At 46.4% G+C, this 24,694-nt stretch carries 26 protein-coding genes and 1 other RNA gene; 1 reads left to right on the top strand and 26 read right to left on the bottom strand.

What is annotated here, in order from left to right; all coding sequences use genetic code 11:
- Positions 1–65 precede the first annotated feature (65 nt).
- From murC to lgt, 13 genes are all read right to left on the bottom strand, one after another.
- Entirely contained in the window at positions 66–1,445 is a 1,380-nt protein-coding gene (murC, locus tag SCACP_RS07780) for a UDP-N-acetylmuramate--L-alanine ligase (protein ID WP_425060776.1), read from the bottom strand.
- Positions 1,446–1,578: 133 nt separating this feature from the next.
- On the bottom strand, positions 1,579–2,709 hold the full coding sequence (gene murG, locus SCACP_RS07775) for an undecaprenyldiphospho-muramoylpentapeptide beta-N-acetylglucosaminyltransferase (protein WP_425060775.1): 1,131 nt from the start codon (positions 2,707–2,709) through the stop codon (positions 1,579–1,581).
- An 18-nt stretch (positions 2,710–2,727) separates the two neighbouring features.
- Entirely contained in the window at positions 2,728–3,831 is a 1,104-nt protein-coding gene (gene spoVE / locus SCACP_RS07770) for a stage V sporulation protein E (protein WP_425060774.1), read from the bottom strand.
- A 13-nt stretch (positions 3,832–3,844) separates the two neighbouring features.
- Complete coding sequence (gene murD / locus SCACP_RS07765) at positions 3,845–5,212, bottom strand: UDP-N-acetylmuramoyl-L-alanine--D-glutamate ligase (protein ID WP_425060773.1); 1,368 nt, start codon at positions 5,210–5,212, stop codon at positions 3,845–3,847.
- Positions 5,213–6,187 (bottom strand): phospho-N-acetylmuramoyl-pentapeptide-transferase, encoded by a 975-nt coding sequence (gene mraY, locus SCACP_RS07760; protein ID WP_425060772.1) that lies wholly within the window; start codon positions 6,185–6,187, stop codon positions 5,213–5,215. It lies immediately after the preceding gene.
- A gap of 23 nt (positions 6,188–6,210) precedes the next feature.
- On the bottom strand, positions 6,211–7,590 hold the full coding sequence (locus SCACP_RS07755; RefSeq protein ID WP_425060771.1) for a UDP-N-acetylmuramoyl-tripeptide--D-alanyl-D-alanine ligase: 1,380 nt from the start codon (positions 7,588–7,590) through the stop codon (positions 6,211–6,213).
- Positions 7,583–9,097 (bottom strand): UDP-N-acetylmuramoyl-L-alanyl-D-glutamate--2,6-diaminopimelate ligase, encoded by a 1,515-nt coding sequence (locus tag SCACP_RS07750; RefSeq protein WP_425060770.1) that lies wholly within the window; start codon positions 9,095–9,097, stop codon positions 7,583–7,585. The genes SCACP_RS07755 and SCACP_RS07750 overlap by 8 nt, the downstream gene beginning before the upstream one ends.
- A 111-nt stretch (positions 9,098–9,208) precedes the next feature.
- Entirely contained in the window at positions 9,209–11,296 is a 2,088-nt protein-coding gene (locus tag SCACP_RS07745) for a stage V sporulation protein D (RefSeq protein ID WP_425060769.1), read from the bottom strand.
- Between the two features lie 25 nt (positions 11,297–11,321).
- Positions 11,322–11,777, bottom strand: coding sequence for a cell division protein FtsL (gene ftsL, locus SCACP_RS07740; RefSeq protein ID WP_425060768.1), 456 nt, complete (start codon positions 11,775–11,777; stop codon positions 11,322–11,324).
- 35 nt (positions 11,778–11,812) lie between these two features.
- A complete protein-coding gene (gene rsmH / locus SCACP_RS07735; RefSeq protein WP_425061351.1) occupies positions 11,813–12,745 on the bottom strand; it encodes a 16S rRNA (cytosine(1402)-N(4))-methyltransferase RsmH in 933 nt (310 codons plus the stop codon).
- 42 nt (positions 12,746–12,787) lie between these two features.
- Positions 12,788–13,219 carry a division/cell wall cluster transcriptional repressor MraZ gene (mraZ, locus tag SCACP_RS07730; protein ID WP_425060767.1) on the bottom strand — a complete coding sequence of 144 codons (432 nt, stop codon included), beginning with the start codon at positions 13,217–13,219 and terminating at the stop codon, positions 12,788–12,790.
- Positions 13,220–13,443: 224 nt separating this feature from the next.
- Positions 13,444–14,274 carry a polysaccharide deacetylase family protein gene (locus SCACP_RS07725; protein ID WP_425060766.1) on the bottom strand — a complete coding sequence of 277 codons (831 nt, stop codon included), beginning with the start codon at positions 14,272–14,274 and terminating at the stop codon, positions 13,444–13,446.
- Entirely contained in the window at positions 14,261–15,082 is an 822-nt protein-coding gene (gene lgt / locus SCACP_RS07720; RefSeq protein WP_425060765.1) for a prolipoprotein diacylglyceryl transferase, read from the bottom strand. The genes SCACP_RS07725 and lgt overlap by 14 nt, the downstream gene beginning before the upstream one ends.
- Before the next feature lie 176 nt (positions 15,083–15,258).
- Here lgt and SCACP_RS07715 point away from each other — a divergent pair, with 176 nt between their 5' ends.
- A complete protein-coding gene (locus tag SCACP_RS07715) occupies positions 15,259–15,456 on the top strand; it encodes a DUF1858 domain-containing protein (protein ID WP_425060764.1) in 198 nt (65 codons plus the stop codon).
- 33 nt (positions 15,457–15,489) lie between these two features.
- Here SCACP_RS07715 and SCACP_RS07710 read toward each other — a convergent pair whose 3' ends face one another.
- The 13 genes from SCACP_RS07710 to cbiB form a co-directional block, all read right to left on the bottom strand.
- Positions 15,490–15,735 (bottom strand): FeoA family protein, encoded by a 246-nt coding sequence (locus tag SCACP_RS07710; RefSeq protein ID WP_425060763.1) that lies wholly within the window; start codon positions 15,733–15,735, stop codon positions 15,490–15,492.
- Positions 15,736–15,752: 17 nt separating this feature from the next.
- Positions 15,753–17,696, bottom strand: coding sequence for a ferrous iron transport protein B (feoB, locus tag SCACP_RS07705; RefSeq protein WP_425060762.1), 1,944 nt, complete (start codon positions 17,694–17,696; stop codon positions 15,753–15,755).
- 111 nt (positions 17,697–17,807) lie between these two features.
- Positions 17,808–18,131 carry a thioredoxin gene (gene trxA, locus SCACP_RS07700; RefSeq protein ID WP_425060761.1) on the bottom strand — a complete coding sequence of 108 codons (324 nt, stop codon included), beginning with the start codon at positions 18,129–18,131 and terminating at the stop codon, positions 17,808–17,810.
- Positions 18,132–18,171: 40 nt separating this feature from the next.
- Positions 18,172–18,561: a CoA-binding protein gene (locus tag SCACP_RS07695; RefSeq protein ID WP_425060760.1), complete on the bottom strand. Its 390-nt coding sequence runs from the start codon at positions 18,559–18,561 to the stop codon at positions 18,172–18,174.
- Positions 18,562–18,604: 43 nt separating this feature from the next.
- On the bottom strand, positions 18,605–19,036 hold the full coding sequence (locus tag SCACP_RS07690; protein ID WP_425060759.1) for a peptidylprolyl isomerase: 432 nt from the start codon (positions 19,034–19,036) through the stop codon (positions 18,605–18,607).
- A gap of 130 nt (positions 19,037–19,166) precedes the next feature.
- Positions 19,167–19,343: non-coding RNA, 6S RNA (gene ssrS, locus SCACP_RS07685), on the bottom strand.
- A 138-nt stretch (positions 19,344–19,481) separates the two neighbouring features.
- Entirely contained in the window at positions 19,482–19,874 is a 393-nt protein-coding gene (locus tag SCACP_RS07680) for a TSUP family transporter (protein ID WP_425060758.1), read from the bottom strand.
- The gene (locus SCACP_RS07675; protein WP_425060757.1) at positions 19,874–20,230 is read right to left on the bottom strand and encodes a sulfite exporter TauE/SafE family protein; all 357 of its coding nucleotides are present in this window, start codon (positions 20,228–20,230) and stop codon (positions 19,874–19,876) included. Before SCACP_RS07675 ends, SCACP_RS07680 begins: the two co-directional genes overlap by 1 nt.
- Before the next feature lie 113 nt (positions 20,231–20,343).
- Positions 20,344–20,952, bottom strand: coding sequence for an alpha-ribazole phosphatase (cobC, locus tag SCACP_RS07670; protein ID WP_425060756.1), 609 nt, complete (start codon positions 20,950–20,952; stop codon positions 20,344–20,346).
- A 4-nt stretch (positions 20,953–20,956) separates the two neighbouring features.
- Positions 20,957–22,057, bottom strand: a complete 1,101-nt coding sequence (gene cobD, locus SCACP_RS07665) for a threonine-phosphate decarboxylase CobD (RefSeq protein ID WP_425060755.1) — start codon at positions 22,055–22,057, stop codon at positions 20,957–20,959.
- Positions 22,047–22,928 (bottom strand): GHMP kinase, encoded by an 882-nt coding sequence (locus SCACP_RS07660; RefSeq protein WP_425060754.1) that lies wholly within the window; start codon positions 22,926–22,928, stop codon positions 22,047–22,049. Before SCACP_RS07660 ends, cobD begins: the two co-directional genes overlap by 11 nt.
- A 61-nt stretch (positions 22,929–22,989) precedes the next feature.
- Complete coding sequence (cobS, locus tag SCACP_RS07655; RefSeq protein ID WP_425060753.1) at positions 22,990–23,715, bottom strand: adenosylcobinamide-GDP ribazoletransferase; 726 nt, start codon at positions 23,713–23,715, stop codon at positions 22,990–22,992.
- Positions 23,716–23,737: 22 nt separating this feature from the next.
- Positions 23,738–24,694, bottom strand: coding sequence for an adenosylcobinamide-phosphate synthase CbiB (cbiB, locus tag SCACP_RS07650; protein ID WP_425060752.1), 957 nt, complete (start codon positions 24,692–24,694; stop codon positions 23,738–23,740).

Genomic DNA, 24,694 nt, shown 5'->3' with positions numbered 1-24,694 from the left:
GTCTTCCCTCCCAGAAAAGTACAATCACCCTTTTTTAAATATCTCTAAATTAACTACCTTACATATTATTGCTGATCCATAAGTTTTTCCACCAATTCTTCTCCGGCCTGATAAATATTGCCTGCTCCCATGGTCATCACCAAATCCCCGGGTTCGACAATCTCAGCAAGATACCGGGAAATTTTATTTTTGTCCGGTATATAAGTGACGCGCTGATTGGTCTGCCGTTCTACCTCCTCCTTGATAACTTCCCCGTCAATCCCCGGTATCGGCTGCTCACCCGCGGAATAAACATCAGTAAGAATCAGTAAATCAGCCGGCGTGAAAGCAGTGCCGAACTCTTGGCGCAGTAACTTGGTCCGCGTATAGCGGTGCGGCTGGAACACGCAAATCAGCCGTTTTGGTTTTGTCTGACGGGCCCCCTGCAATGTTGTAATAATTTCAGTAGGATGATGAGCGTAATCATCTACCACCCAAACGCCATTTACCCTTCCCTTAGACTGAAACCGGCGTTTGGCACCTTGAAACATACCTAGACCGTCAGCGATCTGTTCAAAACTCAGACCGGCTTCGACACCTACAGCAACAGCAGCTAAAGCATTGGCCGCATTGTGCATCCCGGGAACACAAATCTTCACTGCGCCTAAAAGTTCACCGTGGTAATATACATTAAAACTTGTAACCGGGCCATCAGACTTTATATTGCGGGCAGTATAATCTGCGTCATGGTTAAGTGCATACGACACATAACGCCGTTCAAGCTTAACCGCCATATCTCTTACATAAGCATTGTCAAAACACAACACAGCCAATCCTTCAGCCGGATCAAGCTTATGTAAGAACTGGTTGAAAGTACGCAATATATTGTCCATGGTCTTGTAGTAGTCCATATGGTCATTTTCAATATTAGTGACAACAGCAATCTGCGGCGAAAGTTTCAGAAAAGAACCGTCACTTTCATCGGCTTCAGCAACCAGATACTGGCCATGGCCGAGTTTAGCGTTACCGCCTATTGATTCCAGTTCCCCGCCAATGATTATGGTCGGGTCCATACCCGATTTTTCCAGCATTAAGGCAATCATCGAAGTTGTAGTGGTCTTGCCATGAGCACCGGCCACAGCAATGCCTTTCTGTTTGGACATTAAAAATGCCAACATATCAGCCCGGTGGTAAACGGGGATTCCCTTGTCCCGCGCAGCCTGCACCTCCGGATTGGTTTCAGGGATGGCGGTGGAAATAATTATCGCCTGAGTGTCGCCAATATTTTCATAATTGTGGCCAATGTACACCGCTGCCCCGGCCTGCTCAAGCTTAACTGTAACACTTGATTTTTGGGCGTCAGAACCAGATACACTATACCCCAAGTCGAGCAGTACTTTGGCAATGGCACTCATACCCGAGCCACCAATACCTATTAAATGGATTTTTTGAATATTATCTAACAATAGCATTCTCCCCTTTCTTGCGTACCCCGTCTCCGGTGTTCGCATCCGGCAGAAAGAGCTCCTTTTTTGCCTATATCCGGCGCCGCTTCCGGCATACCATATTGTATGCGTTGCCTACAAGCGGTGTTCCTAATTATCTTTTGCGTTGCGGCTTTATTAGTCCCAGCGCCAGGCGGGCAATTGCTTCTGCCGCCTGGGGGCGGCCCAGCTCTCTGCTTTTTTTAGCCATATCCGAAAGCATGGCAGGATTATTTAGTAAAGTCTCAATTGTCTTGGTTAGCTTAGCACCTGTTAATTCTTTATCGGCAATCACTACCGCCGCACCTTGCTTTTCAAGCGCTCTGGCGTTAAATTCCTGATGGTTTTCAGCAGCATATGGATAAGGTATAAGTATCGCTGGTATGCCTCTTGCTGTTAATTCGGCCAGGCCTACCGCCCCGGCCCGGAATACTGCTAAATCGGCAGCCCCCAGCGCTAAAGGCATATTATATAAATACGGCTTTATGATAATATTGCCAGCATTGGAAATGTCTATACCAGATTGCTTAATATTGCCAACTATGCTATTATACTCGTTTTGCCCGGTTACATGCAATATTTGAATGCGTTGGCTACCAGCAAAATGTTGATAGACGTCGAGCATAGCGTTATTAATACTGCGGGCCCCCCGGCTGCCGCCAACTACTAACAAGGTAAGTTTGTTAGCATCAAGCTGAAGCGCCAACTGACCTTCCTGCCGGGTTGCCGACATAACTTCCGGTCTGATGGGATTGCCGGTAAATACAATCTGCTGGGGCTTGTACCTGCCAAAACAGCGCTCAGCCTCGGCATACCCTACGGCAATTTTATCAACAAAACGAGCCAAGATTTTATTGGTAATTCCTGGTATTACGTTTTGTTCCTGAATCAGAGTCGGTATTTTAAGCAGACTGGCAGCCAGCAGTACCGGTCCGCACACATAACCCCCGGTACCAATAACAACATCAGGTTTAAAATCTTTAATGATTTTTGCCGAACTCCATACGCTACCTATCGTACTAATTATTGTCCGGACATTTTGCCAGGAAAGCCGCCGCTCCAGCCCCCGCACTTCAATTGTAGCGAAATTAAAACCTTCTTTAGGAACAATATCGGCTTCAAGACCGTGTTTTGTCCCGACAAATAGTATTTCACTATTCTTGGCTAACTTGGCTACTTCCTTTGCTATGGTAATGGCGGGGTAGATGTGACCACCTGTTCCCCCGCCAGAAATAATCATCCGCATATGTTTTGCCCCCTATATTCATTTCATGCTGACATACCGGGAAATATTGAGAAGAATACCTACCCCGGCCAGCGTAAAAATCAGGGCCGAACCGCCAAAACTGATAAATGGCAACGGTATTCCTGTTACCGGCATGGATGCTGTAACCACCGCAATATTCATGAGTGCTTGCAGCACAATCATGCTGGTTATGCCGCCAGCTAATAAGCTGCCATAGATGTCAGGCGCGGAAATTGCAACTTTAAACCCCCGCCAGGCAAACAGGAAGAATAGTATGATTACCGTTACCGTACCAATAAACCCTAATTCTTCACCCAGAATGGCAAATATAAAATCAGTATGAGGCTCAGGCAGATACAAAAATTTTTCCCGGCTTCGGCCCAAGCCAACGCCAAACAGGCCGCCAGAACCAATAGCATATAGTGATTGAATAATGTGATAGCCACTGTTTAAAGGATCAGCCCATGGATCACTGAACGCCAACAGCCGTTTCATCCGGTAGGGTTCTACAATAATAGCAGCAACTATAGCCACAACACCAGCCGCGCCTAAAGATGACAAATGTGATATTTTGGCACCGGAAGCAAACAACAGAATAAACACTGTGCCGCCGATAACCAGTGCGGTCCCGAGATCAGGCTCTTTCAAAATAAGCCCGAACACCACCAGTAACATGAGTAGTTGCGGGACAACCCCTTTAATAAAACTGGTGATTTTATCTTGAGACCCGGCCAAACTGTTGGCAGAAAACAGTACCATACTCAGTTTTGCAATTTCCGAGGGTTGCAGATACAGTGAACCAAATCCCAGCCAGCGTCGCGCCCCATTGACCACTTTACCTAAACCCGGAATAAGAACAAGCACTAAAAGTATGAGGGTAACTATCATTGTCGGCTTTGCCAGTTTCCTCCAAACATGATAGTCGATATTCATAGTAAATAGCATAGCCAGTATTCCCAATGTAGCCCAAATCATCTGGCGTTTTAAAAAATAGTAACTGTCACTGTAGTTAACATAGGCAGAAACCGCGCTCGAACTATAGACCATTACTATCCCGAAACCCAATAAACCAATAATGGCAAAAAAGATGACATAATCGGGCGACTTAGGTCTGACCGCCAATCTCGCTCCCTCCTTAACCTAACCGGCATACCAAGTCTTTAAATACTCTTCCCCGCTCCTCATAGTTGTTGAACATGTCATAACTAGCGCAAGCCGGCGACAAAAGCACCACCTGCGGCGGCTTAGCCAGACTGTAAGCCAGTGTTACCGCCTCAGCCAACGATGATACATTATGAATTTCGCGCACTTGATGCCGAACAGCAGCCTCGGCAAACCGCTCCTGAGCCTCGCCTAACAATATCAGGTGATCGACCCGGTCCTTAACCAGAAGCATAAATTCAGTAAGGTCGGTATTTTTATCCCGCCCCCCGGCAATCAGAATAATATGGCCGGGGAAGGCTTCAAGCGCTTTTATCGAAGATTCCGGATTGGTGGCTTTGGAATCGTTATAGTAGGTAACACCGCCAATCTCGGCAACCGGTTCAATACGGTGCTCAACGCCTGGGAATGTTTTTAGCACTTCGGCCATGGCTTCAGGTTCGACACCGGCAAAATAGCCGGCGGCGCAGGCAGCCAAGGCATTTTCCACGTTATGACCGCCTTTTATTTTAATATCAGTTACCGGGCAAATATCGGTAACTTTGCCCTCCCAGTTCATTCTTATGAATCCATGGTCCACATAGATTCCTGATTCCAGACAGTGTTGGCGACTGAAATACACAACTTTGCCTGCAGCCCGTTCTGCCATATCCCGTACAATAGCGTCATCATAGTTAAGAATTAAATAGTCAGTTGCCTGCTGGTTAACAAATACCCGTTCCTTCATCTCTTGATAAACAGCCATAGTACGGTGCCTGTCTAAATGATCAGGGGTCAGATTTAACACTGCAGCGATTATCGGTCTGAATTTTACCGCGCCTTCTAATTGAAAACTTGAAATTTCAGCCACAACAAAGCCATCGGGAGCAGTTTTTAGTGCCTGGTCGGACAATGCTGCACCAATATTGCCACCAACAGTTACCTGACGACCGGTAGTTTTAAGCATTTCACCAATTAGCGTTGTTGTAGTCGTTTTGCCATTAGTGCCGGTTATGGCGATTATAGGAGCATCACTCAGTCGGTAGGCCACCTCAACTTCGCTCATTACTATGATGCCGCGCTCTTTAGCAGCGTTAACAAGCGGGATATATATAGATATACCCGGTGACAACACTAGATAATCAATACCGGTCAACAATTTTTCATCTTGGCAGCCAAGCGCCAGATTAATACCGTCTGCTTTGAGCAGAGAAAAATCCTTATTGATTTGTTCAGCAGTCTTGGCATCGCTTAAAGTAACATCGGCACCCAGTTGCCGCAAGGTGCGCGCCACCGAAATACCGCTGACGCCCGCACCCAAAACTAATACTTTTTTGTTAGCAAACTCGGTCTGTTTAGTCATTTATATTCCTCCTGCCTGGCTAACTACTAAAATACTCAAAGCCACAGCGGCAAACACCGCACCAGCCAGCCAGAATACCGTTACCACTTTGGTCTCTGACCAGCCGGACAGTTCAAAGTGGTGATGAATCGGACTCATTTTAAATACCCGCTTGCCGGTTGATTTAAAAGAAATAACCTGAATAATTACCGATAACGCCTCAACCACAAATACCCCACCAACAATAACCAACAAAAATTCGGTTTTAGTCATTACCGCAACAGCCGCTAACGCGCCACCTAAAGCCAAAGACCCGGTATCACCCATAAACACCTTGGCCGGATAAGCATTGTATTTTAAAAAACCCAGACAGGCCCCTGCCAAGGCTACACAAAAAATTGCCAAGTGAGGTTTACCGAAATAAAGAGCAATTACGGCATAAGCCAGGGCAGCTACCGTTGTCGTGCCTGCGGCCAAGCCGTCAAGACCGTCGGTTAGATTAACAGCATTAGTAGTGCCAACAAGAACAAGAAAAATTAAGAGATAATATAAGGCCCCAAAATCGACGTTAATACCCAATACAGGTATCCATAAGTCTGTGCCACGGCCAAAATAAATGCTGGCAATATAGGCGAGCGCCAGCGCCATAATAATCTGTCCTAACAGTTTTTGTCTGGCTTTAAGACCTAGCGAGCGCTTAAGCACCACTTTGATAAAATCATCCAGAAAACCGATTAATCCATGACCTAGAGCAACAAATATTGCCAACAATACCTCAGGGTTTTTACCTGCAAATAGTAAACTGGTAATAGTCAGCGCAGTCAAAATGAGCACTCCGCCCATAGTAGGCGTGCCCGCCTTGGCATAGTGGCGTTCAGGGCCTTCTTCCCTAATACTTTGCCCGAATTTGAGCCGCCGCAGAACAGGAATAAGCAGCGGCCCGGCCAGCACAGCAATGGCAAAAGACACTGCGGCGGCATACAACAATTCCTGCATGATAACCTCCTGTAATTGAATCGCTATCGCGATTCGTCTTGAAATACTGACAATATATTTTCCATCCTCATGCCGCGGGAACCTTTGATCAAAATATAATCACCAGGCTTCAGCAGGTCATGCAGCGCTTTAATGGCCTCCTGATGCCCGGCAAAGGCTTGTGCTGTTTTAACGCCATGCTCGCGGGCAGCAACGGCAATATTTTTCGCCAGTTCGCCAACGGTCAGTATAATTTCAACCCCTTGCTCGGCCACTTGCCGCCCTATGCGCCGGTGAGCTTCAAGCGCAGCTTCACCAAGTTCCAGCATGTCACCCAGCACGGCAACCTTTCTCCCTTTGGCAATCTCCGCCAGCGTATTAAGTGCAGCAGCCATCGACAGCGGGCTGGCATTATATACATCATTAATAACGGTATATTCGCCGTATTTCTTTACCTCCAGCCGCATTGCGCCAGGAACAAAACGGCTAATACCCTCTTTAATCTGACTGGGCTTTAGCCCTAACTCCCATCCTACCGCAATAGCTGCCAGCGCATTGTAAACATTATGTATACCTACCGCATGTAAAATTACCGGAAATGAACCGCGTGGACTATGGCAATCAAATTGGGTCGTAAGTTCACCCTCTGTCTCAGTGCTGATGTTCTCAGCCCGGACAAATGCACCGGGTTCCAGGCCGTACAACACTACCCGCCCCTGGGTCTTACTTTGCATGGCCCGCACATTTGGGTCGTCAGCATTTAGAACTACCAAGCCATCCTGGCCTATGGCTTCAACAAGTTCAGACTTAGCAACAGCAATATTGGCAATCGATCCTAGAATCTCAATATGAGTCTCGCCCACATTGGTAACCACACCGACTGTGGGCAGCGCGATTTCAGCCAGTTCGCGGATTTCGCCCCTGGCCCGCATGCCCATTTCAACTACAGCAACTTCATGGCCGGGTTCAAGCTTTAATAGTGTCAGCGGCAACCCAATTTCATTATTAAAGTTTGCTTCAGTCTTAAGCACCTTAAACCGGCTGGATAACACAGCAGCCAACATGTCTTTGGTTGTTGTTTTGCCGTTGGAACCAGTTACGGCTATTACCGGAATATGATAGCGCATACGGTGAAATCTGGCTAAAGCCTGTAATGCACCCAAGGTGTTCCCGACTTCTATTACCGCAACCTGTTCCGGCACACATACCGGTCTGCTGACAACCACCCCGGCCGCACCCTTTTCGGCAGCTTGCATGGTGAAATCATGTCCGTCGAAACGCTCGCCCACTAAAGCAATAAATAAATTGCCCGGCTCAACAGTCCTGGTATCAGTAGAGATACCACGGAACAGTTTACTGCCAGCCGTACCAACAACTCGGCCACCGGTAGCCTTTAGTGTCTCGGTTAAGGTAAAATCAGCCATATTTTCTCATCTCCTTGATGACCTCACGCGCCACTTGCCGGTCATCAAAATCAATCGTCCTGTCTTTTAGAACTTGATATGTTTCATGACCTTTACCGGCAATAAGCACTACATCCTGCGGCCCGGCCAGTTTGACAGCTTTAGTAATGGCCTGGCGACGGTCAGGAATGATTTCATAGCTTTTATCAGAGCAGCATGCAGCCAATCCTTCCTTAATGCCAACTTCAATATCGGCCAGTATTTTCTCAGGATCTTCACTCCGGGGATTATCAGACGTAGCCAATACCATATCGCCATACTGCACAGCCAGTTTACCCATAATAGGACGCTTAGTGCGGTCACGGTCGCCGCCGCAACCAAATACTACGATAATTTTGCTTTTGGCAAATTGTTTGGCTGTTTTAAGCACATTTTCCAGCCCGTCAGGCGTATGAGCATAATCGACAATAACGGTAAACGGCTGGCCGGCCTGCACTAATTCGAAGCGTCCCGGCACACTGGTAAAACTCTCAAGCGCTTGTTTAATTACTGCCGGGCCGACTTTTTCAGCCAGAGCGGCTCCAACCGCCGCCAGCACGTTATAGATATTAAACATGCCGGTAATAGTAAGCTTAAGATCTATGGCCCCAAACGGTCCGTTAACAGTAAAGCCGGCACCTGCCGCTTCAACATTAATATGATCTGCTGTTAAATCAGCTGTGGTATTAATACCATAGCTGATAACCGGGCAGGTAGTATTATTAAGCATTATTGACCCAGCACTGTCATCCAGATTAATTATCGCTGTCTTACCGGTTTTCTTGTTACCGGTCCGGCCCAAGGACCGAAATAATTCCGCTTTAGCATCGATGTAATTATTAAAGGTTTGGTGAAAATCCAGATGGTCTTGTGTCATGTTAGTAAACACACCAACGTCAAATTCACAGCCTGCCACCCGGTTTAACGCCAAAGCATGGGAAGAAACTTCCATAACTGCATATTCCATACCGCTCTTAACCATTTCAGCCAACGTACTTTGCAACTCAATAACGTCAGGCGTAGTATTTTTTACCGGCAACGCGGTATTGTCAATAAGCGTCTGGATGGTTCCAATCAGGCCGACTTTGTAGCCAGCTTGCCGCAAAATACTTCTTATTAAATAAGTAGTAGTCGTCTTACCATTAGTACCTGTCACGCCAATCATCCTCAGCTTTTGCCCTGGGTAGTCGAAGAAAAATGGCACAACGGCCTGCATAGCCGCCCTGGTATCAGCAACACTAATGACTGTGACATCCTGGCCTGCCAATTGCGGGACATCTTTTTCCACCAGCACAGCCACTGCTCCCTGCCGGACAGCGTCAGCGGCAAAATCGTGTCCGTCAACATGAGCACCGGCAAGACAAATAAACAATGTACCGGGAACTACCTTGCGAGAGTCATGGGCCACAGATACTACGGTTTTATCAAGCAATCCCCGTATTTTGGCATGCGGCAGCAATGCCGCTAATTGTTGTAAATTCTTGGCCATAAATCCTTCCTCCTGCCCAACTGCGAAAAAATTATATTTTTGTACTTGAGACTGTTCAGAAATCAACAATCTCGGTTTATATTTTTACCAGAATTGTTAAATTTAACGCGTTTATTCAAAATAGATAGAAACACTTGTTCCCGACAATACTTTACTGCCAGGCAGCGGGTCTTGTTTAGCGACTTTGCCGCCGGCCCCAACCGGGTTGATTACCAGGCCCAGTTGCGCCAGCATATCTGAGGCCTCCCGTGGTGTGCGGCCGGTTAAGTCAGGTACAGTAACTTCACCTGCCGCATAACGCGGCGTCATGGTATATAACAACACACCACCGCCAATTGGCATACGGCTGCCAGGTTTGGGGATTTGGTCGGCCACCCTGTCGCCTGATTCCTCGATACGCGGCATCAATCCCGCTTTTTCCAGTTCTTTCATAGCTTCAGGGACACTCAAGTTAATAACACTGGGCACCTGCACATGACCTTCCGAATCACCATTTTTGGCAGAACCAGCCGGCGCCGGGCTGACTTTTAGATACTGCAACACATCTTTCATAACGGCCCCAAACACAGGTGCGGCAATTTGCCCGCCATAATACAATCCAACAGGTTCATCAATAACAACCAGCATTGCCACCTGCGGATTGTCAGCAGGCGCAAAACCTACAAATGACGCTACATATTTATCCGGCAAATATCCGCCTGCCCCGACTTTTTGCGCTGTTCCGGTTTTCCCGGCTATCTTGAATCCTTCTATATAAGCATTCTTGCCAGTTCCCTGCGATACTACCGATTCTAATATTTCCTTTACCTGTCTGGCTATCGCAGGATCAATCACTTGTCTGACAACATCAGGCTGGAAAGCCCTGACAACCTGCCCTGATTTATCCTTAACTTCCCGCACAATTTGCGGCCGCAGGAGTTGGCCGTCATTAGCCACGGCAGCAACGGCTGTCACCAGTTGCATAGGAGTAACGGCTATACTCTGGCCGATAGACATGGTCGCTATATTAATCGGTGTGGCTTTAGGGCGGTCAATCATAATTCCTTTGGCTTCTCCCGGCAAATCAATACCGGTTTGCCGGCCAAAACCGAAAGCATCTATATATTGATAGAATGGCTCGCGTCCCAAACGCAGCCCAACATTGACAAAACCAACATTGCAAGAATTTTGGACTACCTCCGTAAAAGTCTGACTGCCATGACCACCATGTTTCCAGCAGTGAATATTGCGGCCTTGCACTTCAACCTCACCAGGGTCAAAAAATCTTTCGTCAGGTTTGACAATGTGCTCAGACATAACAGCCGAAGTAGTAATGATTTTAAAAGTAGACCCCGGTTCATATGCATTAGAAACAGCAATATTGCGCCACAATTTTGGTGAAAACTCACTGAATTTGTTCGGGTTATAATCCGGCCTGTTCGCCAATGCCAGAATACCGCCATCGCGCGGATCAATAGCAATTATGGTGGCAGCTTTAGCCTGAGTCTCTTTCATTACCCGGTCAAGCTCACGCTCGACAATTTGCTGAATAACCAAATCAATTGTCAGGTAGATATTATTACCTTCAACAGGTGAAACAAAGCGATGAGAAGCATAAGGAATTTCCCGGCCTTTGGCATCGTATTCGACAACAATGCTGCCTGAGCGTCCCTTTAAGTAACTGTCAAATGTCATTTCGACGCCATCCAGGCCCTGACTGTCAATGCCATTGAATCCCAGAATATGAGCCGCCAGATTGTCATGCGGATAATAGCGTTGGCTTTCTTGCGTCAAACCAATGCCAGGAAGATTAATCAACTGGACCTGCCGCGCTGTTTCGCTGTCAATCTTGCGTTTTATCCAAGTAAATGCTTGACGTTTTTTCAACTTGTTTTTAAGATTGTTTTCATCTAACGCCAAAATAGCAGCCAGTTTGGCTGCTGTTTCTTCTAGGTTCCGTATTTCGGCAGGTATCGCGTACACAGATTCAGTGCTAACACTGACCGCAAGTTCCCGGCCGTGCCGATCATAAATAATGCCTCGTTTGGCTTCCACCGGAATCTCACGAATGCGTTGGTCAACAGCATTTTCCGACAGCCAGGCGCTTTTGTAGAACTGGAGATATAGTAAGCGACCAATCAAGCCTATCATAATTACCGATATCACAAGGAAAAGGAAAGCTACCCTCTTCCTGATGGTAACATGTGAAACAGATGCCACTCATTTATCTCCCCCATCGTCTAAATTACCGCCCTTTGCTCGCCTCCGCCTTGTTAACTTTGATTGCACTCAGAATCTTTTCGGTAATGCCGGCATTGGTAGCTGCTACCGGCTGATCCTCATTACTCGCAGACATAACTGCCGATGCATAATAAGCATTTTTGGGGACTACCATTCCCAACTCTTTGGTGGCAATTTCTTCAATGCGCTGCGGTGATTTAAGTTTGGCAATATCAAGACGCAACAGCTCATTTTCTTTTTCGATTTTTGCTACTTGACCTTTGAGTTTTACCAAATCATAGCCGGCTTGAACGATAGCGGCGCGCTGTATCGTTATTACCGCAGCCATTAGAATAGCTATGGCTACCAGGGTCAAACACTTTACGCGCAGTCGTTTATCAACCTTTTGTACAGGTCTGGGCGCAGGTGAAGCGGCCTCTTGTTCATAAACATACAATTCCTGTTTTTTATGTACTAACATTTTTATTGTTCCTCCCCATAATTTAGAACAATATATTATAACTTTTCAGCAATCCGCAGTTTGGCGCTGCGAGCACGCGGGTTGTGCGCAAGTTCAACAGACGACGGTACAACCGGCTTGCCGACCAACTTTACTTTAGGTTTGGTATTGCAGACACATACCGGCAGTTGCGGGGGACATACACATGCTTTAGCCAGCTCTTGCAGTGTCTGTTTGGCAATCCGGTCCTCCAGCGAGTGGAACGTTATTATTCCCATGCGCCCTCCTGATTTCAATCTATCTACCGCTGTTATAAACGTATTCCGTAAAATCCCCAGTTCATTATTGACCTCAATTCGAATAGCCTGGAAGGTCCGCTTGGCTGGATGCGGCCCGTCACGACGCGCTCCGGCGGGAATGGCTCGCTTGATGATATCTACCAGTTGGCTTGTGGTCTCAATATTTTCTTTTGCCCTGTATTCGACAATAAAACGGGCAATACGTTTAGCCCAGCGTTCCTCGCCGTAATTGGCAATAATATCGGCCAAATGTCGCTCGTCATAGGTGTTAACAACATCATAAGCGGAAAAGTCAGCCTCAGGGTTCATCCGCATATCCAGCGGCGCATCCTGCATATAAGAAAAACCCCGTTCGGCAACATCAAGCTGATGGGACGAAACACCCAAATCAAATAAAATACCGTCAACTACCTCAACTGCTAATCGTTCCAGCACCGAATCTAAATTTTGAAAATTATCCTGAACAATGCTTACCCGGCAGGCAGCACCAGCCAGACGTTGCTTACCGGCGTTAATAGCCGCCGGGTCCTGGTCAATGCCAATCAACCACCCTGACGGCGCTAACAATTCAGCCAACCGCGCTGAATGACCACCACCGCCCAAGGTGCAATCCACATAGATACCTTGCGGATTGGTAAAAACGCCTGCTACACTCTCATTCAGCAGTACACTGGTATGTTCAAATTCTATTCCTTGCACCATTAACCACTCACTTTGGTTAAACATTAAATATTAAATGCCCAAATCAGCCAAGTTTTCAGCAATTTTGGCAACTGTGGGACTAACATTCTGATTATACTCGTCCCATGCCGCCTTGTCCCAAATCTCAATACGGGTCGACACGCCAATTACAATGATATCTTTATCAAGCCGCGCATATTCGCGGAGATTCTGCGGTAATAATACCCTGCCCTGTTTGTCACATTCCAATTCAGCCGCACCAGAAAAGAAAAAACGGACAAAAGCTCTGGCTTCAGGCTTGGCTAACGGTAGTTTCTTTAATTTTTCTTCTAGGATGGCCCACTCGCTGCGGGTATATACAAATAGGCAATTGTCAAGACCTTTGGTGGCAATAAAAGTTTCACCCAATTCCTCGCGGAACTTGGCAGGGAGAATCAGCCGGCCTTTATTGTCGATGGTATGCAAGTACTCACCCATAAACACGGCTGTTTATCACCACCATGCAGAAATTCACACCACTTTACACCACATTCAACCACTTTTTAGTGTATTCTGGGCCAATAAAAAAAATCCTGCCTAAAATTTGCAGGATTATAAAAAAATCCAATAAATGGAGACCAAAGTCCTATAAAGAAGGACTTAGCCACTTAACTTTTACTTATAGAAAATAGGAGCTTAGAACACTGGGTCTTTGGATAAATTTATACTTAATTTCTTATTAGCCCGAAACGTTCCAGCACAGGCGCAGCATTAAGCCTGATATAAAAACTGCGGAAAGTATGCGGCCCCCTGAAGATGGGAATGCGCTCAAGCGCATACGGATTACTCTCAGTACCGGCCTGACCATAACGAATGGTGAATGCAGCCTTATAACCCGCCTGTTTTACCATTTCTTCAATCTGCCGGTTATAGGCACCGGTAGGATAGGCAAAATACCGGGGACGGGTTCCCAATTGATGCTCAATTTCTTTGCGGGAATTCACTAGTTCATCCATAACTTGCTCCCGTGTCAGCTTGGTTAATGGCGCATGAGATACTGTATGGGAACCGAAAATAAAGCCGTCTTTCTTCATTTGCCGCACCTGATCCCAAGTCATAAACCGCCCATCATGACCTACCAGACTGGTAACAAGAAAAATAGTAGCAGTAAAACCGTATTTTTTCATGATAGGATAAGCATTGGTATAATTATCCTGATAGCCATCGTCAAACGTAATTAAAATAGGTTTTTCCGGTAATTGTTTGCCATGATTAAGATAAGACATAAGATCGTCTGGCGTAATGGTATGAAATCCGTTTTCATGAAGATAAGCCATTTGCTCCTCAAATTCTTCCGGCGGTATTGACAAAGAATGATAAAAAGAATCAATTTTATGGTAATTCAATACAGGAATATCAGCAAGTGATACGCTTGCGGCGCGGTTCATATTGCGTCCAGCTACCACAGCTGTGGTGCTTACTACTGATGATGATAAAATAAGTAGAAAAATAAGGCCAAGAACAAGAAAACATCCCTGACGCCGACTAATGCGGGCCACTACCTTTCCTCCTTATATCAGGCTTGAACCAATGTAATATTTTATGATAACGCTGAGACAAAAACACCCCAGCCCAAACTATGGCAATTCCGCTGATAACTTGCGCTATACGACAGCTTCCAATCATTTCACTGTCAATGCGAAAGCTTTCAATTACTAAGCGGCCTGCTGAATAAAGAATAATATACATCAAAAACAGGCTGCCATGTGCCAGTTTGCCGGGTTTTTTAATCATCCACCAGCTCATTGCGATAAGTATGACAAACACCAATAAATCCCAAAGAGATTGGTATAAAAAAATCGGATGAAAAAAATCAAACTGTTCATAACTCGGCGGCCGGTAAGCATAATCAATATATATTCCCCAAGGAGCATCAGTCGGATAGCCGAACGCATCCTGATTCACAAAATTACCCCATTGACCAATAGCCTGACCAAAAATAACTCCCGGAGCCACAATATCTGCCCAATACCAAAAAGATATCTTGTAAATCCGTGAATATATTAAGGTGGTCAGGATGATGCCAATGAGGGCTCCGTGGATAGCTAAACCGCCATGCCAAATCTTTGGAATTTCACTTGGATCGTCGACATATAATTGCCAGTTGATCCAAACATAGTAAAGCCTGGCAGCAATTATTCCCATTGGAATATTGTATAACGTCAAATCCAGCAGGATATCAGAGTTTTCGTTTCGTAGCCGGACTTGCCACCAACTTATGGAAAAAGCTGCCAAAATAGCTGTCGCCAAAATAATTCCAAACCAGCTAAAATTAACTGGCCCAATCGAAAAGGCCCATTTTCCCATTTGAACTCCTAAATGTCGTCAAATTTCGAATAAAAATTACAAAGCAGATGATAATAATAGCATCATGTGACATTTCTTCTAAATTCATAATAAAGTCATGACAAGCATTAGTCAAGTATGATATAATTAATAAGCTTACCAACATATTCCATTCAACATAAGGAGGCCGTCAGATCATGACTATTACCAAAGAAATGAGCATCGTCGATGTTGTCCAAAAATATCCCCAGACTGTTCAAATCTTCCGCAACTACGGTATGGGCTGCTTAGGTTGCGCCGCTGCCCGTTTCGAAAACATCGAACAAGGCGCTGCCGCCCACGGTATTGACGTAGCCGCGCTGGTTGCCGACTTAAACAAAGCAGTAAACGAATAATTGATTAAACAGGGCAATAATGCCCTGTTTTTTCTATTTTCCCTTAGACTTCAATACTTTAATAACCATAATGCCGGATGCTGCTTCACGATCAAGCGCCAGTTGCGTATTATCAATTCTGAGCACATAAACGGGAAAAGTTTGCATTACCTCAATCTCCATACCAGGCAACAACCCAAATACCGTAAGTTTCCGTAGACTTCTGGCATCTTGACCTTTTATCGCCACAATTTTAGCTCTTTCACCCGCTTCCAGCATAGTAACAGGCCGTTGTGCCATACAAATCCTCCTACACACTAAAGTACTAGCAATTTAAGGACATTATGCATCACAAATGCCGAACCAAACGCAATTATACTGATGAGTGCTACCATAACCCACGCGGTAATTATCCCCCGTTCTTTAACCATGACGGCAAATTGGGCAACGCAGGGAACAAATAAGGTTAACGCTACTGCCGCAACCACGAGCTGGGCATCAGACAGTTTCCCGGCAACCGCCAAATCGTACAGTCCGGCGGCACCGTAATCGCGCCGGAAAAACCCCAATAAAAAAGCCTGAGCGGTTTCTTGCGGCAATCCGATAAGGGCCATAGCAGGCTGGACATATTTAATCATTTTATCCAAAACACCGCTTCGGTCGCCTGCCCATAATACAACACTAGTGATCAGGAATACCGGCAATATCTCCATAAAGTACCAAGCCATTCGTGTATATGCTTTTTTTACTACATTACCGGCAAGCGGTAGTCGTAATGGTGGTATCTCCATATAAAACGCACTCCGGCCGCCCGGCACAAGTTTAGCGCTAAACCATCCTGTGATAACAAACACCGTGAGCATAAATAAGCTCCATACAGCAACTGCGACCGCATTATGTGATAGCAAGGCCAACACAACACCCAGTTGGGCAGAACAGGGTATGGTCAAAGACAACAGAAACGTCGTCAACAGACGTTCACGCCGAGTCTCAAGTGTACGGGTAACCATTACGGCCATACTCCCGCACCCCAGACCGAGCGTCAAGGGAATAACAGCCCGCCCGTTAAGCCCAAAGTATCTGAAAATCGAGTCTACCAGCATAGCCAGCCGTGGCAAATAACCGGTATCTTCAAGCACAGCAAAAGCCAGAAAAAACGTCCCAACAATAGGCAGAATAATGGCTATCGCATAACGGAACCCCATAGTAAAAATACCGTATTCTCCTGCCAGCAGTGACCGTAACCATTCCCAGGGAATATAGGTGATGACCAATAATTCGATCACCGGGTTGATAACTGGCACGAACACGCTGTTATTAATATAGTCGACCAAATAGCCGGCACCAAAATTTCCTACAAATTTGTACAATCCGAAATATAGTACAAAACCTAAAATCGGCACCCCAGTGAGCGGCTCTCTGGTCACTCTTCCCAGCCAACTCCCTACTGTTTTCAACCGCTTGCGCTCAGGTGCGGCATATTTGACAACCCTGGCAACAAATTTATCGATAATAGCCTGCCTTTCTGCCGCTACAATAGAGTTCAGGCTGTCTTTACCTGACGATAATCGTCTCATCTCAGCGGCTATGTCCGCCCATCCCGCTTCGGTCCGGGCAATATCAAGCGCCATATTATCGCCCTGCAATAACAGTATGGCTGTAATTCGATTATTTAGGCCATACGCGCCTGTTAACCTGCTGCTTATCCTGGCGATAGACTGCTCAATCTCATCGCTTAATTTGAAAGCCCTTATCTTTACCGGCGTATATTGGCTAATAGTCTTTTTTAAGATTTCCATGCCGGTCTTACTCACAGCTGAAGTGGCGATAACCGGAATGCCAAGCAAGTTTTCCAGTAGGGCGATGTCAATCAACATTCCTAAATTTTGCGCCTCATCTATCATGTTCAAATTGAGTATGACAGGTAACCCGGCATCAATAAGCTGAATTGTCATATTAAGCATGCGTCGCAAGTTTTTAGCGTCAATAACATGAACAACAACATCAGGCGTCTGACCACTCAACAAAAGTCTAGTAACCTTTTCTTCATCTGTAAGCGGAATTAATGAATACATTCCCGGCGTATCGATAACCTCAAACCGGCGGCCACAATGCTTAAAACTGCCTGTGGAGATATCAACCGTAGTGCCTGGATAATTAGACACGGCAACATAATTACCTGTCAAATAATTGAATATTGCACTTTTGCCAACATTTGGTGAACCTACTAAGACTACTTTTGCCGCTCGATTCCGCACCACTAATATCCCCCGCTTGTTTTAGTAATCTATGGTATTTCCTATGCCAAGGTTTGCGGAGATATACCGGTGAGCGCCAAATAAAATTCCCGGCCGTAAAGGCCGGGATAAAGTTTATATTAATTTTTCCAGTTTAGCAACAATGTTAGCTTTAGGCATATAACCCATCATTTTCTCAACCTGCTCACCGTTTTTGAAGACAATCATGGTAGGCAAACTCATAACACCATATTTTTGCGCCAATGAACGATTCTCATCCACATTGACTTTTGCAACCTGAATTTTGTCGCCCATTTCCTGTACCAGTTCTTCCATTATCGGCGCCAACCGGGTACAATAGCCACACCACGGTGCCCAAAAATCTACAAGTACCGGCTTACCGGCATTAAGCACTTCCTCCTGGAAATTGTTCTCATTGGCATTGACTACAGTTGCCATATCTGACAGTCCCCCTTTTCTTAATAATTAAGATGTTTATCTACTTGTGGTTGCGGAGTTCAACCAATACACAATTCTGATCAACCACATTAAGACCAAGATTTTTTGCCAGTTCTACCACGGTTGCAGCATTAGCCCCCGGTTGCAGCCAGACGTTTTTTATGCCCAATTCGGCGCAGTTATTCATAATTTGCTCGCCGACTCTGGGCGGCACCACAACATTTACAACATCAGGTTTAACCGGAATGTCCTTGAGCGCAGAATAACATTTTTCACCCAATATCTCATTGATACCAGGGTTGACCGGATAAACATTATACCCTGCTTCTTTCAGGGCTTTAAAAATTTTGTAGCCGAACTTGTCGGTGTTGTTGGTAGCTCCCACGACTGCCCAGTTTTTCATTTGGAGCATGGCGGCGACATTATTCATAGAGCATCCTCCCTACCGTCATTTTACTACGCCGACCGTTAAATCATTCCTCAACAACAGTCACTTTATTCATTACATCGCCCTGGTTAATTTGGTCAACTACGTCCATACCTTCAATTACCCTGCCGAATACCGTATGTACGCCGTCTAAATGCGGCTGGGGCTCATATACGATGAAGAACTGGCTGCCGCCGGTATTAGGGCCGCGATGAGCCATGGACACCGCCCCCCGCTCGTGCTTATTGGGGTTGCCTTTAGTCTCACACGGAATGGTATACCCGGGGCCACCGGTGCCGGTACCGTGCGGACAGCCGCCCTGAGCAACAAAGCCTTTAATCACCCGGTGAAACTTGAGGCCATCATAAAAACCTTCGTTAATAAGCTTCTCAAAGTTAGCTACCGTCTTGGGTGCATCCTTTTCAAACAATTCAATAACAACTTTACCTTTATCCATTTCGATAATCGCTTTTTTCAAATTATCTCCCTCTCTTGACCAGTTTTATATATTATAACATGCTCGGCATATTTTGACAAAATTGGATTTGCCTTGAGAAAATTAAAAGCACTCCTTTTCGCCACGAAAAAGAGTGCTAGTAACAACATTACGTAAGCCCATGGTACCGTTCCCTTATATGTTCACACCCGCTTCCCAGCAGGTGGGCGTTTTATATTTATGCTTTTGCCTTCCACTCTAAGGAGGCTTGACAGCCGCATAACTTCAAACTCCCCAAGTAAATGAGTCGGTTAAACATAAAAAAGGTTGACGCGCACCTCAGGCATTACCGTCGTTTGACATTATGTATGATATCACGCCGGCGCGATTAGCTCAAGGGTGGAAATTAGTCAAAAAACAGCGATTTTTTAGCATTAGCCTGAAACTATCCGAATAATTCAGTTTCAACCTTGACCGCACGTAGTCGTTAATTATTTGACTTATTTGTTTTTTGGCGATTTTTATTCCCGCGCGACGACCAAAATAGTTGAATACTGGTTATGGCAAAAAATACGCTGAATACTTTACGCAGTGCCGCCTCGGGAATAATATTGGCCAGATAGGCCCCCACCATCCCGCCGGCCGCTACGCCAATAGCCAAATAACCAGCTACCTGATAATTGACCAACCGCTTGCGGTGCAAATTTATTACACCAACCAAGGCTGTGGGAATAGTGGCAACAATGGCAGCAGCCTGGGCAGCATGCTGAGTAAGGGCCAGAAAAGTCACAGACAGCGCCACCAAAACACCACCGCCGCCAATCCCCAGCAACCCGCTTAAAACTCCGGTCACTAGACCAATAATCACACCTGTCAGCATTATGATACCCCCATTTTTATCGCCATGGCCATCGCAACAGCGGCAAAAATTTTTCTAAGCACATCTGGTTTTATCAGCGGCATAATGCTTGAGCCTATATACGCCCCCACAACACCACCTACAGCAAATAACAGAGATAAATGAATGTTTAATTGCCCGTAGCTGTAATACACGACGGCGCTGACGACAGCGCCAGGAATAATAACAGCCAAGGACGTAGCCTGAGCCATATGTTGAGAGATGCCAAGAAAATATATCATACCAGGGACCATTAAAATGGCGCCGCCAATACCAATAAGCCCACTCAGAATACCGGCGGCAAAACCAATTGCCATTGTTAGTAAATTACGGTTCACGTGTACCTCCTATAGGTAACCATTGCAGTAAATCATTCGGATAAGTTTTTCTATTTGTAATTAGCGGCGGCAAGTCTTGAACTTGTCGCCGCTAAAATATCTTCTAAGGTCGGTTAATCCACTAAATGACGGACGCAGTTGATCAGATTTATTACTGGCCGGCCATCATAATAATCAATGATATTAACAGCCGTATTATCTTGCCTGATACTCCACACATGGTTCAAATGAATGTCAAGCATAGCACACAAAATGGTTCCAATAGTACCACCATGAGCTACCACCACTACTGTTTGCCCCGGATGAGTATCCACGATCTTTTTGATGGCGGTGTAAGCCCGCTCTTTCAACTGATGGAAAGTCTCACCGCCGGGGATTTGTATTTCATCAGGAGTGGACCACAGTTTGCCCAGCAAACCCGGCCAGCGCTCAGTTATTTGTTCATAATTAAGACCTTCCCACTCGCCAAACTTTATTTCCCTGAGTTCAGGTACAACATTTACTGTCAGGTTATGCCTGGCGGCAATACATTCGGCCGTCTTAAGAGCGCGGGACAAGTCACTGGCATAGACGGCATCCACCTTTTCCCCGTTAAGACGTTCTGCCACCAATTTAGCTTGCCGCAGTCCCTTATCTGTCAAAGCAATATCGCTATGTCCCTGGTATTTTCGTTCCAAATTCCATAATGTTTCACCGTGGCGCACTAATATCAGTCTGGTCATAGATTCACCTCAATACCTGATCCAACACATTAAGCAGGATCTTGTTTTGTCCCGGCAGCTTGACAGCTACCCGCATGTAATAAGGGGAAAGTCCGGGATAGTTGCCGCAGTCGCGAATCAAAATGTTATGTTGTCCTAATTGCTGCCGCAACATCCCTGCGGTGCGTCCAGTCCCGCTAATATCTATTAATATATAGTTAACCGACGGCGAAAATGGTTTTAATCCAGGCAGAGTTTTTAAGCTGGCGTACAACAAATTTTTCTCCAGATTTATTAATTCACGGCCTCTTAGCTGATACTCTTTATCAGCTAAAGCCGCCACTCCGGCAGCTTGCGCCAGCAAATTAACATTCCACGGATCTTTAGCAGCATGCAGCCTATCGGCCAATTCAGGAGCACAAAGAGCAAATCCCAATCTAAGCCCGGGAATAGCATAAAACTTGGTAAGAGAATGCAGCACTACCAGATTATTATATTGTTTGAGCAGCGGCCGGCAAGTATACGCCTGGTCACCAACAATAAAGTCCATAAAAGACTCATCAACAACGACCATTACCCCGGTTTTGCGCGCCTCCGCCAGTACACACTCAAGTTGCCTATTTGTTAGCAGTGTGCCGGTCGGATTATTGGGATTGCCGATAAACACCATGTCGACAGCGTTAAAACGGCGGGTAATTAAGCTTACGTCAACGGCGAAATTATTTTCTGGTAATAAATACGCGTATTCAATCTCAGCACCCGCTGCTCTGGCCGCCCGTTCATATTCGCTAAAAGCAGGCGCCGGAATAAGCACCCGTTTAGGCCTCAGGGTGTTAGTCAGCACATAGAGTAATTCGACAGCGCCATTACCGGCGGTAATTTGCTCAACATCCACCTGATAATAATTGCTTATAGCTGCTTTTAACGCCACCGCCCGGGCATCCGGATAATGAATAACATGATCCATAGCCTGGGTTATGGCCTCCCGCACACTGTCAGCCAAACCAAGCGGATTAATATTGGCGCTGTAGTCAAGTATACTTGTCAAAGAGCCCCCATGCTCCCGCGCCCAGGCATGCACATTACCGCCGTGAATAAAATTATCAACCTGGCTATCAGCGCTCACTGCCATCATCTCCTGTTATTATAAGTCCGCCGGCAATAAGCTGCACAGTTCGTAAATAAGCAACTTCCGGGCAGGTTCTGTATATCTCCTTAAGGCAAGCTTCCTGACCAGATGCAGCCGCCGCACTGAACATTATGCCCAGCACCGTGCCGCTATGGGCAACACAAACGCCTACCGCCCCGAAATCCCTACTGATATTTATCACCATGTCAAGGCAGGGTTTATATAATATTGGTTGATTGGCTATGGCGCTCAGCGTAGCTCCCTGACCAATCAGCCGGGCATCTCCGGTCTGAAGACCTTTTACTACCAGCTCGACAGCGTTAGCTATTTGCGGTTCTTTTGCTTGGTTTAGGCGCGCCAGATCTTCACGTCTGTTAAACGCCAATGTGTCTACTTGACCGCCAACATCAAATACCAGGATATTTATCGGCGGCGGCGCTCCTAGTTGCCGGCGGATTTTGCCGCGCACATGGTCAATCATGATAATTCCCGGATAAAAAATACCGTCAGTCGGTTCAATTTGTAAGGCAATATCGGCAATTTCATCACAAGACAACCGTTTGCCTGTTGCTGCCACCGCTACCGCTTGGCAGGCGGCGCTAATGTCTGCACTGCTGGAAGCCATGCCTTTGCCTACAGGCAAATCGGATTCCACGGCTAAACCAAAGTTCCCCAAAACATTTAGATATTCGAATGTTTTCGCAACAGCCGCCGCTGTTTTGGGTTTTGTAAGCGTCATACCCCCGGCATGGATCACTGAGACCTCGGAATACCAATCAATAGGGCAGGTAATTAAAAAGTTAACCCCATTTATTGTGCCCTGCACCAGTTCACCGCATGAGCCAGGCGCTTTTACCTTTATTGTCATATGGCAGTCTACCTTTCAGTTTACTGTCTGAAGATTGTCCAAAACAGACAAATCGTGATTTTTAAATAACAAATATTAGCAATGCTGCCAGTTCTGTCAATTCAGTAACTGCGCCATAGGTATCACCGGTTAGCCCCCCCAGAACATTAGTCAAATAGCGGGCAGCCAATACCCCCATCAGGACGGCCGCACCGGCACTGACTGACGCCTGAATTCCAAGCGAAGCAACAATTAAGAGGGCAATAACAGCAGCAATCACCAGGGTAGTGCGGCCGGCGTATTGAGCAAAAGCTTTGCCCATGCCGTCAGGCCGTGCATAAGGGAAAGATGTAATACTAATAACCATAGCCATGCGACCTGCTACCGGCATAACAACCAGCGCAGCAGGCAGCATGGTTGGTGTCATATCAACAATAAGCGAGTACTTAAGCAATAGCAGTATACCAAAGGCTACCACACCGTTAGCGCCCACCCGGCTATCTTTCATAATTTCCAGCATCCGTTCCCGGGACCGCCCTGAGAACACGCCATCGGCAGTATCCATGAGGCCGTCACAGTGCAAACCGCCTGTCAGTACGATCTCAGCCACGACGATGATGGCAGCCAACACATGCTGCGGAAAAAACTGACTCAGTACATAATTAAGTCCGGCCAGAATCAGACCAATAACGGTCCCAATCAGCGTAAAGTATTTTACGCTGCGTCCAAAGCTTTCGGGAGACCATTCGGTTTGCTTGATAACCCGAATGCGGGTAAGAAACTGCAATCCGGTAAAAAAATCCTTCATAATTACACCTGTTACCTTTAGATTAAGGCTGCAATAACAGCCATTTATACATAAATGCCGCTGCAATAAAAAGTGTGGTAACCAGATACATGATCTGAATGGTCTGTTCAATATGAATAGGACTGAGCTGGACTTTGTCATCCCCCATATGCGCCCGGAAAGATGCCACGCCACCGTAATAATTGAGGCCACCCAGTCTAACGCCCAATGCTCCGGCTACACCAGCCTCGGTAATACCGCTGTTAGGACTGGGGTGTTTGGCAGCATCCCGCCTGATTGCCGCTAACGCACCGCCGGCGTCACGTCCAAGCAGCAAGGCGGCAATAACGATTAACAGGCCGGTAATTCTGGCAGGGATATAGTTGAATACATCATCAACCCGGGCGGCTACCATACCGAAATCCCGGTATTTTTCATTTTTATAGCCAACCATTGAGTCCAGCGTGTTCACTGCCCGGTATAGGCATGCCAACGGCACACCGCCGATCACGGCATAAAACAACGGCGATATAATACCGTCAACAATATTTTCAGCCACCGTCTCAACAGTTGCCCGGGTAACCTCGGCAGTATCAAGGTTGGCGGTATCACGCCCGACAATCCACCCCACCTTATACCTGGCCTGTTCCATATTGCCGGTATTAAGATAGCCGGCAATCTCGCGCCCGGCCTCAGCCAAGCTGCGTGGCGAAATAGCAAATGACAGTAATAGCGCCCCGCCAATATAAGCCGCCCAAGGATGAACAGCCTGTAATGCCGCCAGTGCCGTCCAGGATATGGTGAATACTGTTGACAGCACAATAGCAGCCAACGCCGCTCCTGCCAGTTTCTTGCGCCTTGGCGAATGTTTGGCATCCAAAAGGCGCCCTTCCAGCCAGGCAATATAATTACCGACAACAACTACCGGGTGCAGTGATGAACGCGGGTCGCCAACTATGCGGTCAATGACCACTGCGCCTAACACCAAATATTCTTCCAT

It is taken from the genome of Sporomusaceae bacterium ACPt (assembly GCA_041428575.1).
Taxonomy (GTDB): domain Bacteria; phylum Bacillota; class Negativicutes; order Sporomusales; family Sporomusaceae; genus Sporomusa_D; species Sporomusa_D carbonis.
Note: the sequence above shows the minus strand (reverse complement) of the source record. Positions and strands in the feature narration are given on the sequence as shown.